The organism is Bradyrhizobium sp. BRP20, from assembly GCF_020194215.1.
GTDB lineage: Bacteria > Pseudomonadota > Alphaproteobacteria > Rhizobiales > Xanthobacteraceae > Bradyrhizobium > Bradyrhizobium yuanmingense.
In genome coordinates, this window is record NZ_JADYVY010000011.1 from 73,248 (window position 1) to 87,819 (window position 14,572).

Here is a 14,572-nt window from a genome sequence, read left to right on the forward strand (position 1 = left end):
CGCGAGCATTTGATCATGAGCGACTCCTACCACCGCAATCGCGCAAAATCAAGAGATGTGCCGATGTTGGCTGCAGCTTGGAGGCGAATGCCGTGCTCTCTAACCCCGCACCAGCGAGACCAGCCACTTGCGTCCGAACAATACGAGGATCGCGAGCGCGTAGACGATCGTGCCGCCGACGGCGAGCAGGATCAGTATCAATTCATCCCGGAAGTGCATCGCGCCCAACCAGGGGCCGCTGAAACGTGCAATCAGCCAGAACGCGGCGGCGAGGATGAGGCCGCTTAGCAAGAACTTGGCGAGCGACAGCAGCCAGGCGCGGTCGAGCACGAGAAAGCCGCGCCGCACAGCGAAGAACAGCACCAGCAAGAGATTGGTCCAGACGCCGACGGCGGTCGCCAGCGCGAGACCGATCTGGGCGAGCGGTCCCATCAAGGCAACCTTCAGCGCGACGTTGACGGCGATGCCGGTCAGCGACGCGCGGACCGGCGTTGCGGTATCCTTGCGGGCATAGAAGGTCGCGACCGCACTGCGGATCAGCACGAACGGGATGAGGCCGATGGCATAGGCCGCGAGCGTCGCACCGGCGGCGGCGGCATCGGCCTTGGAGAACGCACCGCGGGCGAACAGTGCGCGCATGATCGCATCGGGCACGGTGAGGAAGGCCGCGACGAACGGGATCGAGAATAGCAGCGTGAAATCGAAGGCACGGCGCTGCGCGCTCAGCGCACCGTCGTGGTCGTTTGCGGTGATCCGCCGCGACATCTCCGGCAGCAGCACCGTGCCGATGGCGATGCCGATGACGCCGATCGGCAGCTGGTTGAGCCGGTCGGCATAATAGAGCGCCGACAGCGCACCGGCGGGCAGGAACGTCGCAATGATGGTGTCGGCGAACAGCGCGAGCTGCGTGCCCATCGAGCCCAGCGTCGCAGGTCCGAGCGCTTTGAAGAAGCCGCGAACGTCCTCATCAAGCTTCAAGGGCGCAAAGCGCGGCAGGCCGCCATGGCGGGCGAGATCGCCCGCGAGCAGGAAATATTGCAGGAAGCCGGAGATCAGCACGCCCCAGGCCGCGGCATGGCCTGCGGTCGGAAACCAGACGGCAACCGCCAGCGTCATCATCATGGCGACGTTGAGGAAGATCGAGGCGGCCGCGGCGCTGGCAAAGCGCTGCATCACGTTGAGCATGCCGCCATAGAGCGTCACCAGCGTGATCAAGAGCAGATAGGGAAAGGTGATGCGGGTCAACTCGATCGCGAGCTTGCGCTGCTCGGCATCCTCACCGAAGCCTGGCGCCAGGATGCTCATGGCCTGCGGCATGAACAGCCAGGCGGCGATCAGCAGCACCACCTGCGAGGCCAGGAGCAGCGTGAAGATGCGGTCGGCGAACAAATGTGCGGCCGCCTCCCCCTTCTCGCCATGGACATGGGCATAGGCCGGCACCCAGGCGGCGTTGAAGGCGCCCTCGGCGAAGATCGCGCGGAAATGGTTGGGAAGCCGCAGCGCCACGAAAAAGGCGTCGGCCACCGGCCCGGCACCGAGGATCGCCGCGAGCATGATGTCGCGGGCAAACCCCGTCAGCCGCGACAGCAGCGTGTAACCACCGACCGTGAAGATGCGTCCGAGCATGCGGATTGTTGTAGAGACTTATCGGACGGAGGTCGATGCATCTTGCGATGCGCATTACTGCGCCCTCTCCCCTTGCGGGAGAGGGCAGCACCGCAGGCAGATACAGACTCAATCGGGTGAGGGGTATCTCTCAGCGCATGCCGTACGGAGAGAGACCCCTCACCCGGCTTCGCTTCGCGAAGCCAACCTCTCCCGCAAGGGGAGAGGGAAGAACTCAGCCCGCCAGCGCGCCGCGGACGGCGGCGATGATTCGCTCCTGATCGGCCTCGGTCAAATAGGCATGCATCGGCAGGCTGACGACGTCCTGCGACAGGCTCTCGCAACCCGGCAATCCGCCCTCGGCGACCGGGTACTGTTTGTAGGCGGTCTGCTGGTGCATCGACTTGCCGTAATAGATCGCGGTCGGCACTCCCTGGGCTTTTAGCGCGGCAGCGAAGCCGTCGCGGTCGATACCCTTGGGAAGACGAATGGTGTACTGCGCCCAGACTGAGGTATTGCCCGGCGCGATGCGCGGCACGGTGACCACGTTGGACAGGCCGCGCGCATAGCGCTCCGCGACCCTGTTGCGGGCGGCGATCTCGTCGTCAAAAATCTTCAGCTTCTCGATCAGGACCGCGGCCTGCATGGTGTCGAGCCGGCCGGTCAGGCCGAGGCGGACGTTGTCGTATTTGTCGACGCCCTGCCCGTGCACGCGGATGCTGCGCAAGGTGGCGGCGAGCTCGTCGTCATCGGTGAAGATGGCGCCGCCGTCGCCGAAGCAGCCGAGCGGCTTTGCCGGGAAGAAGCTGGTCGCAGTGGCGTGGCCGAGGGTGCCGAGCTTGCGCCCCTTGTAGCTCGCGCCAAAGCCTTGCGCGGCGTCGTCGAGCACGAACAGGCCCTCGGCCGTGGCGATCTCGGCGATGGCATCGTGATCGGCGGGCTGGCCGAACAAATCGACCGGAATCACCACGACCGGCTTGAGGCCGGCCTTGCGGGCGGTGGCGATGCCGCGCTTGAGCGATTCCGGGCTCATGTTGAAGGTGGTCTCGTCGACGTCGACATAGACCGGCGTCGCGCCGGTCCGCGCCACCGGCGAAGCGGTCGCGATGAAGGTGAAGGACGGACACAGCACGGCATCGCCGGGCCCGACATTCCTGGCCATCATCACCATCAGGATGGCGTCGGTGCCGCTGGCGCAGCCGATCACGTGCTTGGCGCCTGAGTAGGCCGCAAGCTGCTTCTCGAGCTCGAAGACCTCCGGCCCGTTGACGAACTGGCAATGATCCATCACGCGCTTCACGGCCGCATCGAGCGAGGCGCCGAGCCGGCGGCGCTGCGAGGCGACGTCGATGAAGGGAATGGGTTCGGAACGTAAGTGCTGGTTCATGACGCCTTGTGACGTTTGAGCGGTCGACATGGAAGGGATCAGCCGGCGACGCGGCGCGGCCCCTTGCGCGCGGGTGACGTCGCCGCAGGACGCGAGGGCCTCTCCAGGCATTGCGTGGCGATCTCGAGGCTGGCGACGCCCTCGTCGCCCGTCACTGCCGGCGTCTCGCCGTTGCGCACCGCCTTAAGGAATGCGATCAGCTCGGCGCGAAGCGGCTCGTCATGGCCGACCGGCAGATGCCGCATCGAGTAGCTGCCGTCCGGCTTGAAGCCGAAGCATTCGGTGACCTGGCGCGTCAAGAGATCGCCCATCACGTATTTGCCGCGCGTTGCGACCGTGACGCTGCGCGCCTTGAACGGCGTCAGCCAGTTGGTGTTGATGTGGGCGAGCACGCCGCTCTCGGTGCGGAACTGCAAGAGCGCGATGTCCTCGCGCTCGGCGACCGCGCTCGACAATTGCGGCTGCACCTCGACGATGTCGGATTCGGTGAACCAGCGGATCAAATCGATGTCGTGCACGGCAAGATCGATGACGACGCCGACATTGGACATGCGCGGCGGGAACGGGCCGACGCGGGTGATCGCGATGGAGAGAATGTCCTCGCCCGCGATCGCCTGCTTGACCGCGGCGACCGCCGGATTGAAGCGCTCGACATGGCCGATCATCAGCGTGACGCCCGCCTTGTGCGCGGCGGCGACGATCTCGCGGCCCTCTTCCACCGTGGATGCGATCGGCTTCTCGACCAGCACGTGGATGTTCTTGGCGATGCATGCGAGCGCGACCTCGTGATGCAGATGGGTCGGTGCCGCGATGGTGACGGCATCGAGGCCTTCGGCGAACAGCTGGTCGAGCGTCTCGAAGCTTTCGCAATTGGCGAGCTCCGTGGCCCGCGCACGATGTGCCGGCGAGGGATCGACGACGCCGACGAGGCTGACGCCGGGCAGGCCGCTGAGCACGCGCGCATGGTTGCTGCCCATCACGCCGGCGCCAATGACACCGACGCGCAAGCCGGCCTTTGCCGGTGCAGATCCCCTGGAAGTCATCTGAGCAAACCCCCGATTCAACGCAAATCCCCGGGCCGCTTCTAGCACGGACGCCACTTTTGTGGCGAATGCCGCCCTGGCGGGCCGGACACGATTTGATTCAAAAAGTTACACGTTCCCCGGGCCTTAGGCCGAAAGAGATACCGCTTCTCGGCCCGGGTCGCGTGATTCGGAGTTTGCTGGTTACGACCTTTGATAGTCGTCTTCAATCCGGATGATGTCGTCTTCCCCCAGATAGCTTCCAGTCTGGACCTCGATCAGCTCCAGCTGGATCTTGCCGGGATTCTCCATCCGGTGGACGGCGCCCATCGGGATGTAGATCGACTCGTTCTCGTGCACCGTCTTCACCGTCTCGTTGACGGTCACCTGCGCCGTGCCGCGGACCACGATCCAGTGCTCGGCACGATGATGGTGCTTCTGCAGCGACAGCCGCCCGCCCGGCTTCACCACGATGCGCTTGACCTGGTGGCGCTCGCCATTGTCGACGGATTGATAGCTGCCCCAGGGCCGGTGCACCTTGAGATGCTCTTCGGTGACTTTCGGCGCGACCGACTTCAATTTCGTCACGAGGCGCTTCAGCCCGTTGGCATCCTTCTGCCGCGAGACCAGCACCGCGTCCGCGGTCGCGACCACGACGAGATCGTCGACGCCTTCGAGCGCGACCAGCGCGGAATCCGTGGTGACGTTGCAATTGCGGGAATCCTCGAACACGGCGGTGCCGTGCGCGGCATTGCCTTGCGCGTCCTTCTCCGACAGCTCCCATACCGCATGCCAGGAGCCGACGTCGGACCAGCCGCACGACACCGGCACGACGGCGGCGCGCGAAGTCTTCTCCATCACCGCATAGTCGATCGAGATCGCCTTGGCCGCGCCGAACGCGTCGGGCTCCAGCGTGACGAAGCCGAGATCGCGGCCGGCATTGTTGACCGCATTGATGACGGCCTCGACGCTTGCCGCATCGACCCTGCGATATTCGTCGAGCAGCACGCTCGCCGGGAACATGAAGTTGCCGCTGTTCCAGAGATAGCCCGAATTGACGTAGTCGGAGGCCTTCACCGCATCCGGCTTCTCGACGAAGCGCGCAACCGCCTGCACCTCGCCCGCGATCACGTCGCCCGGATTGATGTAGCCATATTCCGTTGCCGGCCGCTCCGGCTTGACGCCGAAGGTGACGATGCGCCCGGCATTCGCGGCGGTGAGGCCCTCGCGACAGGCGGCGACGAAGGCGGCATTATTCTGCACGACGTGATCGGCGGCGAGCGCGAGCACGATCGCCTCGCTGGCGCGGTTCTGCGCGAACACCGCGCCGGCCGCGATCGCAGGGCCGGAATCGCGCCGCATCGGCTCGAGGATCACGTCGGCCTCGATGCCGATCTCGGCGAGCTGCTCCAGCACCATGAAGCGGTAGGACGCGTTGGTGATGACGATCGGCCGGTCGAACAAAGAGGGATCGGACACGCGCAGCAGCGTGTCCTGGAACGTCGAGCGCGTGCCGAACAGCGGCAGGAACTGCTTGGGCCGAACCTCGCGCGAAGCGGGCCACAGCCGCGTGCCGGCACCGCCGCACATGATCAGGGGGATTATGCGTTTGTCCATCGTGATCTCAAACCTTGAAATGGTCCCGATACCAGGTGACGAAGTTATGAACCCCATGCTCGATCGGCGTTGACGGTGCAAAGCCGGTGTCGCGCGAGAGATCCTCGACATCCGCGAACGTTTCCAGCACATCTCCCGGCTGCATCGGCAGCAATTCTTTGATCGCCGTCCGGCCCAGCTCCCGCTCCAGAAGACCGACGACGTGCATCAGTTCCTCCGGATGATGATTGCCGACATTGTAGAGCTTTGACGGCGCATTTGCGGCAGCCGGATCGTCCGCAGGCACGAGATCGATCAGCTTGGACACGACGCGCGTCACATCGTCGATATAGGTGAAATCGCGGCGCATTTTGCCATGGTTGAAGAGCCGGATCGGCTTGCCGGCCATGATGGCGCTCGCGAACAAAAACATGGCCATGTCGGGGCGGCCCCATGGCCCGTAGATGGTGAAGAACCGCAGCCCCGTGACCGGCAGGCGATAAAGATGGCTGTAGGACTGCGCCATCACCTCGTTCGCCTTTTTGGTCGCGGCGTAGAAGCTGACCGGATGGTCGGTGCGGTCCGCAACCGCAAATGGCAGTTTTGTGTTGGCGCCGTAAACGGAGGATGACGAGGCGTAGACCAGATGACCGCAGCCATTGTTGCGGCAGCCCTCCAGCACGTTGAGAAAGCCGACGAGATTGGAATCGGCGTAGGTCTGCGGCTGCTCGATCGAGTAGCGCACGCCGGCCTGCGCGGCCAGATGCACGACTTTGGCAAAACGATGCTGCGCGAACAGCGCCGCCATGGTCTCGCGGTCGGCGAGATCGGCCTCGACGAACGAGAAACGCGGTTGGTCCCGGAGCAGAGCAAGGCGCGCTTTCTTCAGCGCCGGATCGTAATAGCTGTTGAGATTGTCGAGCCCGACGACGGCGCGACCTTCGCCCAGGAGCTGCCGGGCGACGTGGAAGCCGATGAAGCCGGCCGCACCCGTTACCAAAATCGCCCGATCCGTCATCCTGTTCCCTGGGTGATCCCTCGCCCGATCCTGTCTAGCCGCCACCTCGACGGGGTCGCAATAGGCTCCCCGCTCCTTCACGCGATCTCCTCATGGCGTCCTTAACGACGGCTCCTCGACGAGAGCTATTGCAAGATCGGCGCCAAAACCATACCAAAGCGGCCGAATTCGGCGCCTCGCGTCGGGTTGCCTCCAAATCTTAGCAAACCCTGTTCATGCGGACGAGATGCGCCGAATCCTGTTGTCGACGGCCAAGATCCTGATTTCCGCGGCGCTGCTCTATCTGGCGCTGCGCAAGGTCGACCTGTCCGAGCTGTTTTCCCGATTCACCCTGACCAGCCTGGTCTGGCTCGGTGTGGCGATCGCGGTCACGTTCCTGCAGATCTTCGTCGGCGTGCTGCGCTGGCGCGAGATCAGCGCCGCCTGCGGCGCGCCGCTCGAGCTCGGCCGCGCCATGCGATACAACGTGATCGGCTCGTTCTTCAACCAGACGCTGCCGTCGGCGATCGGCGGCGATGCGGTGCGCCTGTGGCTGGTCGCCCGCGCCGGCGCCGGCTGGCGCACGGCGACCTACTCGATCTTCGTCGACCGCGCCATCGGCCTGGTCGCGCTCGCGATCTTGATCGTCGCCAGCCTGCCCTGGAGCTACACCCTCATCACCGATCCGCACGGTCGCTCGGCGCTGCTGCTCATCGACCTCCTGGCGCTCGCCGGCGGCCTCGGCTTCCTGATCTTCGGCGCGCTGAAATGGCGCTGGCTGAAGACCTGGTGGGCAACGCATCACATCCACGCCTGCGCCGTCATCGCCAATCGCGTGATCTTCAGCGGCACAAGCGGCCCCGTCGTCGCGATCCTGTCGGTCCTCGTTCACGTGCTCGCCGTCGTCATCGCCTGGTGCGTCGTGCAGTCGATTGGGGCCCCGGTTCGCTTCAGCGACGTCTTTCTGCTCGTGCCGCCGGTGATGCTGATCACGATGATGCCGATCTCGATCGCCGGCTGGGGCGTGCGTGAGGCCACGATGAGCCTTGCGTTCGGCTTCGCGGGACTTTCCGCCAACGAGGGCGTCAACGTCTCGCTGCTGTTCGGCGCCGTGTTCTTCCTGGTCGGGGCAGTCGGCGGTCTGGTATGGATCCTCAGCGCCGAGAAAGCCGCGCAAGGGTCGGCCGCGATCGGAGTGCCGGAGTGAATTCGGCTGCCGATGCGCTCGCCGGCGCGGCCCTGCTGCTTGCCGTTGCGGCGGCCGCGCTGATCTCGGCGCTCGTGACCTGGACCAGCCGCCCCCTGCTGCAGCGCTACGCGCTGGCGCGGCCGAATGCGCGGTCCTCCCATCGCGTCCCGACCCCGCAGGGCGCCGGCATCGCGGTGATCGCCGCGACGCTGATCGTTGCCTCGCTGTGGGGGGTCTCCGCCAATGTCGCGATCCCGCCGGCGCTGGTCGCTGCGACAATCGTGATCGCGCTGGTCGGCTTCGTCGACGACATCGTATCGCTGCCCGTGCTGGTGCGCCTGGTGCTGCAGGCCGCCTGCGTCGGCGCCGTGGTGTTCACCGCCCCCGACACCGCGCGCATCGTGCCGGCGCTGCCGCTCGCGCTGGAGCGCGGCCTCATCGTCCTTGCCGGCGTCTGGTTCGTGAACCTCGTCAACTTCATGGACGGGCTCGACCTGATGACGGTGGCGGAAGTCGTTCCGGTCACCGCTGCGCTGCTGCTGCTGGGAATGCTCGGGGATCTCCCATGGCCGGCCGTGCTGATCGCCACCGCGCTGTGCGGCGCCATGCTCGGCTTTGCGCCGTTCAACCGTCCTGTCGCAAAAGTCTTCCTGGGCGATGTCGGCAGCCTGCCGATCGGCCTCCTGCTCGGCTGGTGCCTGCTCGAGCTCGCCTGGCACGGACAAGCGGCTGCGGCGCTGCTGCTGCCGGCCTACTACCTCGCCGATGCCACCATCACGCTGTTTCGGCGCATCGCGCGCCGCGAGCCGTTCTGGTCGGCGCACCGTTCGCATTTCTATCAGCGCGCGACCGACAACGGTTTCTCGGTGTCCCGGGTGAGCGGCGAAGTCTTCCTGCTTAACCTCGTGCTCGCAGGGCTGGCGATCCTCGCCGTTCGCGCCGCGACGGTGGCCGTCACGCTGCCCGCGCTGATCGCCGGCGCCATCGCGGTCGCCCTCCTGCTGCGCCGCTTCTCCCGGCCTCAGGCGTCCTGAGCCGACACGGCGAGCCGCAGCCCCTCGTCGAGCGAAACCTCCGGCCGCCAGCCGGTCGCGAGCGCCTTGGAGACGTCGAGCTCGAGCGAGCCGATCAGGCTGTCATGCATGTCCTGCCGGCCGATCATTCGGAAAAGCGCGCTGAGCAAGCCCGGCGGCAAGCCGAATAGTCGTGGGCTCTTGCCGGACGCCTTCGCCAGACGCGCGATGAATTCGGGCGTCGAGAACTGCGCACTGTCGGCGAGCAGGAATATCTCGAAATGGCCGGCCGCATCTGGATGAGTGAGCCGATGCAGGATGAAGGACGACAGGTTCTGCACGGCAAGGAAGGCGCGGCGATTGCGGATCGCGGCGAACGGCAACGGCACCCCAAGGTTCATCGCGCGCGTCAACAGAGCGAAACTTCCCTTGGCGCTCGCGCCATAGACCATGGGCGGCCTGATCACAGAGATCTTCATGTCGCTCTCGCCCGCGAGCGTCCTCAGGCCTGCCTCGGCCGCCGCCTTGGACGTCCCGTAGAGGCCGCGCGGCGTCGGGACGTCGTTCTCGCTGAACGGGGCCCTGCCCTCGTTGCTGCGGCCATGCACCAGCACGGTGCTGATGAAGATGAAATGGCGCACGCCCGCCCTCGCCGCGCAGCGCGCCAGGTGCACCGTGCCGGCGGTGTTGACGTCCTGGTAGAGCTGGGCTGCATGCTCCTCGCGCCTGTGATGCACGCGCGCGGCAAGGTGAACGACCGCCTCCACCCCCTCGAGCGCGGCCCGCCAATCGGTGTCGGCGCCGATCGATTCGATCACGACCTCGCCGTCGATGCCCTGACGCTTGCGGACCACGGGGCGGACCGACCAGCCCTCGCACGCCAGCGCCTGCCCGAGGTGACGGCCGATGAAGCCGCTCGCTCCCGTCACCAGCACGACCGGTTTGCGTTCGCTCATCGTCGCTCCCCGAGCGCTGGATTGCGCAACAATGGTCAGGCCGCCGTGGATCCAAATTCCGGCACGGCATCCTTCAGGATGGTCCTGATGGTGGCGCGATCGTCGCGCGCGATCGCCTGCTCAAGCGCCGCATTCCATTTGCGCAGCGTCTGCATCGGCGGCTCGTTCGGCTGCGCGGCCATGATGCCGGGCACGCCGATCTCGCGGGTCGGCTCCTCCGAGGCAAAAAGGATCTCGTGCAGGCGCTCGCCCGGCCGCATGCCGGTGAACACGATCTCGATGTCGTAGCCCGGCTGCAGCCCGGACAGGCGGATCATGCGCTCGGCGAGATCGACGATCTTCACCGGCTGGCCCATGTTGAGCACGTAGACCGAGACGTCGGGACGCTGCGTCCCAAGCGCATGCGTCGCCGCGGTGATGACGAGATCGCAGGCCTCGCGGATGGTCATGAAGTAACGGACCATGTCGGGATGAGTTACCGTCACCGGCCCGCCGGCCTCGATCTGGGCCTTGAACTTCGGCACCACCGACCCGTTCGAGGCCAGCACGTTGCCAAACCGGACCGAGATCAGCCGCATCGGCGGCTTGCTGCCGCTCGCTCCGGCTGCGAGGTCGCGATCGAGCGCCTGGCAGTACATTTCGGCAAAGCGCTTGGTGAGGCCGAGCATCGACACCGGCTCGATTGCCTTGTCGGTAGAGATCATCACCATCGCCTCGGCGCCGGCGGCAACGGCGGCGTCCGCGACGTTGATGGAACCGAAGATGTTGGTTTTGACGCCCTCACTCCAATCGCGCTCGAGGATCGGCACGTGCTTGAGCGCCGCGGCATGGAAGACGATGTCGGGCTTGAACTCGGCCATCAGGCGCATGACGCGCTCGCGGTCGCGAATGTCGGCAATCCGGCCTTCGATCTGTGCGGTGGCACCACGCGCGGCCAGCGCCTCGGTGACCGCGTAGAGAGCCGGCTCGGAATTTTCCACGATCAAGAGACGTGCCGCGCCGAAGGCGACCACACGCTCGCAGATCTCGGATCCGATCGAGCCGCCGCCGCCGGTGACGATCACGGCCTTGCTCCTGATCAAGGCCTCCAGGCGAGCATAGTCGATCTTCTCGCTCGGACGCAGCAGGAGGTCCTCGACCGCAACCGCCGTGAGCCTTGGCGTATCGCCGCTCTCCAGCGAGGGCATCCGGCTCACGATCACACCCAGTTTGCGCGCCCGCATCAGGATCGATTCCGGATGCGACTCCGGCTCGAAAGCCGATGGTGTCATGATGAGGCGCGCGATGGGCTTGTCGCGCTTGGCGAAATCCGAGATCACATCCTCGACGTCGTCGATGCCGCCCAGCACCGGCACGTTGCGAATGAGCTGGCCCCGATCGGCAGGCGATGGTGACAAGACGCCGATCGGCCAGATGCGCTTGATCGCTCCGCTCTCAATGCCGCGCAGCAGCACTTCGGCATCCGCGGCGCGGCCGATCAGCAGCGTCGGCGCGGCCTCCCCGCCCCTCGCGTGACGCCGCACCCGCGTATAGCGGAAGTAGCGGTACGCCATGCGCAGCGCGCTGAGGAAGAAGATCTCGAGAAACCAGTAGAGGACGATCGTCACCTTGCCGAGAAAGAAGGCGCCGCGAACGTTGGGGGCAACGAGGATGTAGTCGAGCACGAGCAGCGCAACCGTGAGCACGGTCGCCGCGCGAATGATGTTCAGCGCGTCAGGCAGCGAGATGAAACGCCATTTCGTCGTGGTCAGATTGCAGAAGAAGAACACGACCACGCTGAAGGCGAGGAAGTAGGGCAGGATCTGGAACAGCAGCGGCAATCGGGCGTAGAAATCGTCGCCACCCTCGAATCGCAGATAGAAGGCGGCAAAAAGCGCCGCCGTGGTCGCCAGCAGGTCGTGGAGCGCGATCAGGAAATTGCGCGAGGTGAGATGCGTAAGTCGCGTCATCCGCCGACCGATGAAAACCCAGTTAGATGCAACCTGACCGCGCTGATAGCCCATCTCGACAAGACTTGCCAGCCGCGCGACCGCTCAGGAACCCGCTTCCGCCGTCTTGGTCCGAACCTGTTGTGCCCGGATCACCATGCCCCCGGCAACGCCGACTCCGATGACGTACATCCAGCCCTCGTGGAAGTCGAACAGATGCGAGTTGAACAGCGAGGTAAAGACGTTCTGCACCACGACTAGGAGTCCGATCCAATTGGCAATCCCGTCGCCGCGAAACAACCGCAGATGCAATATCCAGATCGCGTAGAGAATGGCGACGCCGATCGCGCCCCATTGCACCGCAACGTTCAGCGTCTGATTGTGCGGGTTGCCGATCACCTCGGCTGACGCCCGCCGCTGACCGGCGGGCGTCGCGACGCGTTCGAACAACCCGCGGGTCGAACCGGTGCCGTGCCCCAGGATCGGCGCCTCCGCGAAGAAGCCGAGCGACTTCCGCCAGAACTCGAGCCGCATGCCCATGGAGGTTGCCTCGCCCCGTTCCACATAGCCGGTGTAATCGGTGGTAAACCTCTCGGCGGTGTGGCGCAATTGCGGCGAGGCCTGCCAGGCGAGAACGGCGCCGACGAGCAGCGCGCCGGAGATGATCGCGATGCTGCGCCATTTGAGGTGAAGCAGTGCAAACACGCCGAACATGATCGGAATGGTGACGAGCGCGGTGCGCGACACCACCACGAAGGTCATATTGATGAAGAAGCTAAGCGCCAGCGCCGTCAGCAACGCGGCGAACCAGTATCGCTTCTCGCGCAACAGCATCACGATCGGATAGGCGAGCGCCACCGCGCAAAGCGCGAATTCCTGGCTCTGGTCAATGTAGTTCTTGACGAAGATGCCGCGCTCGGGCGGATCGGTCTTGAGCGCGAGGTTCGGGTAGAAGGCGACCAGCCAGGACATCACCGACAGCAAGGCGCAGGACACCAGGAAGGCGATGAATATCCAGTGGCCACGCGGCGAGCGCTCGAAATGATAGAGCAGGACCGGCAGCACGAGCAGCTTGACGGTCGGATTAACCGCATAGAAGCGCGCGCCCCACGGGGCATCCGACCACAGCGTCCCCAGCAGCGCGAGAACGACCAGCGCGATCGGCGCAATGCAGATCGGACGCTTCAAGGACTGCAGGAAATCGCGTAGATCGAGGAACGGCACCATGCAGATCAGCATCAGCGCGTTGAATATCCCCGCAAGCGATGTCGACCAGGGCAGCGAGGCCGCGGTCAGGATCGCAAACAGATCGACGGTCTCGCGCCAGGCAGCGGGGCTGCGCAGACGGCGATGCAACATCTCGCTGGTCGTTTCGCGGGCGAGCGCCGTCACTTGCTCCCTCCCCTGGCGCGATGCACCAGCGCCGTCGTGCTGAAGCCCTGGAGAATGTCGACCAGCACGACCGCCCCGCCCGCGGCCTCGACCACCTCATGGCCGACGACCTGTTCGCGTGTGTAATCGCCGCCCTTCACCAGCACGCCGGGCTTGATCCTGGTGATCAGGTCGATCGGCGTGTCCTCCGTGAAGATGACGACGAGATCGACGGCCTCCAGTGCGGCGAGCACCTCGGCACGCGCGCGCTCGTCCTGGACCGGACGATCGGCACCTTTCAGCCGCCGCACCGAGGCGTCGCTGTTGAGCCCCACGATCAGGCGGTCGCAGGCGGCGCGCGCCGCGGTCAGCACCTTGACGTGGCCGGGATGAAGGATGTCGAAACAGCCGTTGGTGAAGCCGACGCGCAGGCCCTGCCTTTTCCATTCGGCGAGCTGCGCGTCGAGTGCTGCCGGGTCGAGCACGATCTTCTCTTCGGCCGCGAGCGTGGCATGCGGCAGGATCTTGCGTCGCAGCTCGGCCGCGCTGACGCTGGCGGTGCCCTGCTTGCCGACCGCGACGGCGGCGGCGGCGTTGGCCATGCGCAGTGCCGTGTCCCAGTCCGCGCCGGCCGCGAGCGACACCGCAACCGCAGCGGCGACGGTGTCACCGGCGCCCGAGACGTCGCGCACCTTCACCGGGACGGCCGGCACGTGGACGGCGCCGCCATTCCGCGGCACCAAGGTCATGCCGTGCTCGCCCTGGGTGACCAGGATCGCCTCGCAGTCGGCGAGCCGCATCACGTCCTCGCTGGCCTCGACGATGCTCTGCACCGTGTCGGCGCGGCTGCGGGTCGCTTCCGAGAATTCCTTGCGGTTGGGCGTGAGCAGCGTCGCGCCGCGATACATCGCCCAGTTCAGGCTCTTGGGATCGACGATGACGGGCTTGCCGAGCTTGCGCGCGGCATCGATGGTGTGGCGGATCACGCGCGCCGTCAGCACGCCCTTGGCATAATCGGACAGCAGCACGATATCGGCGCGCGCGATCTGCGGCAGGATCGCGTCGATCAACTTCGTTTCGATCTCGTCGGACACAGCCAGCGCCTGCTCCCAATCCGCGCGCAGCATGTGCGTGGAAAAATGTTCGGAGACGAAGCGGACTTTTCGCGTGGTCGGCCGCGAGGCGTCGCGCACCAGCACGCTCTCGGTGCCGGCTTGATCATTGAGCGCGGCCTCGAGCCGCGTGCCGGCGTCGTCCTCGCCGACGAGGCCGACGAAGATGCAGCGCGCGCCGAGCGAAGCGACGTTGCGCGCGACGTTGCCGGCGCCGCCGACGTGGATCTCGCTGCGCTGGGCGGCGATGACGGGCGCCGGCGCTTCCGGCGAGATCCGCGACACCTCGCCGTAGACGAACTCGTCCAGCATGATGTCGCCGATGCACAGCACCGTACGGCCTGAGATGGCTTGCGCGAGGGCATCGAAATCGAGAATGGGCGTCGGCATGGTCGA

At 65.8% G+C, this 14,572-nt stretch carries 11 protein-coding genes; 2 read left to right on the forward strand and 9 right to left on the reverse strand.

What is annotated here, in order from left to right; all coding sequences use genetic code 11:
• Positions 1-99: 99 nt before the first annotated feature.
• The 5 genes from murJ to I6F33_RS24505 all read right to left on the reverse strand — a co-directional run bounded on the left by murJ (position 100) and on the right by I6F33_RS24505 (position 6,628).
• Entirely contained in the window at positions 100-1,626 is a 1,527-nt protein-coding gene (gene murJ, locus I6F33_RS24485; RefSeq protein WP_225144363.1) for a murein biosynthesis integral membrane protein MurJ, read from the reverse strand.
• Positions 1,627-1,840: 214 nt separating this feature from the next.
• Complete coding sequence (locus I6F33_RS24490; RefSeq protein WP_225144461.1) at positions 1,841-2,992, reverse strand: DegT/DnrJ/EryC1/StrS aminotransferase family protein; 1,152 nt, start codon at positions 2,990-2,992, stop codon at positions 1,841-1,843.
• Positions 2,993-3,030: 38 nt separating this feature from the next.
• Positions 3,031-4,035 carry a Gfo/Idh/MocA family protein gene (locus I6F33_RS24495; RefSeq protein WP_225144364.1) on the reverse strand — a complete coding sequence of 335 codons (1,005 nt, stop codon included), beginning with the start codon at positions 4,033-4,035 and terminating at the stop codon, positions 3,031-3,033.
• 183 nt (positions 4,036-4,218) lie between these two features.
• Positions 4,219-5,631: a mannose-1-phosphate guanylyltransferase/mannose-6-phosphate isomerase gene (locus I6F33_RS24500; protein ID WP_192893141.1), complete on the reverse strand. Its 1,413-nt coding sequence runs from the start codon at positions 5,629-5,631 to the stop codon at positions 4,219-4,221.
• Between the two features lie 7 nt (positions 5,632-5,638).
• Complete coding sequence (locus I6F33_RS24505; protein WP_225129368.1) at positions 5,639-6,628, reverse strand: SDR family NAD(P)-dependent oxidoreductase; 990 nt, start codon at positions 6,626-6,628, stop codon at positions 5,639-5,641.
• A 226-nt stretch (positions 6,629-6,854) separates the two neighbouring features.
• Between I6F33_RS24505 and I6F33_RS24510 the strand changes: the two genes are divergently transcribed.
• Positions 6,855-7,814 (forward strand): lysylphosphatidylglycerol synthase transmembrane domain-containing protein, encoded by a 960-nt coding sequence (locus tag I6F33_RS24510; protein WP_225144365.1) that lies wholly within the window; start codon positions 6,855-6,857, stop codon positions 7,812-7,814.
• Positions 7,811-8,830, forward strand: coding sequence for a glycosyltransferase family 4 protein (locus tag I6F33_RS24515; protein WP_225135851.1), 1,020 nt, complete (start codon positions 7,811-7,813; stop codon positions 8,828-8,830). The genes I6F33_RS24510 and I6F33_RS24515 overlap by 4 nt, the downstream gene beginning before the upstream one ends.
• Here the strand turns inward: I6F33_RS24515 and I6F33_RS24520 are convergent.
• From I6F33_RS24520 to rfaE1, 4 genes are all read right to left on the reverse strand, one after another.
• Positions 8,818-9,765: an NAD-dependent epimerase/dehydratase family protein gene (locus tag I6F33_RS24520; protein WP_225144366.1), complete on the reverse strand. Its 948-nt coding sequence runs from the start codon at positions 9,763-9,765 to the stop codon at positions 8,818-8,820. The genes I6F33_RS24515 and I6F33_RS24520 overlap by 13 nt on opposite strands.
• 35 nt (positions 9,766-9,800) lie before the next feature.
• Positions 9,801-11,714: an SDR family NAD(P)-dependent oxidoreductase gene (locus I6F33_RS24525; protein WP_225144367.1), complete on the reverse strand. Its 1,914-nt coding sequence runs from the start codon at positions 11,712-11,714 to the stop codon at positions 9,801-9,803.
• An 84-nt stretch (positions 11,715-11,798) separates the two neighbouring features.
• Positions 11,799-13,085, reverse strand: coding sequence for an O-antigen ligase family protein (locus I6F33_RS24530; protein WP_225144368.1), 1,287 nt, complete (start codon positions 13,083-13,085; stop codon positions 11,799-11,801).
• Positions 13,082-14,566, reverse strand: a complete 1,485-nt coding sequence (rfaE1, locus tag I6F33_RS24535) for a D-glycero-beta-D-manno-heptose-7-phosphate kinase (protein ID WP_225144369.1) — start codon at positions 14,564-14,566, stop codon at positions 13,082-13,084. Before rfaE1 ends, I6F33_RS24530 begins: the two co-directional genes overlap by 4 nt.
• Between the last annotated feature and the right edge of the window lie 6 nt (positions 14,567-14,572).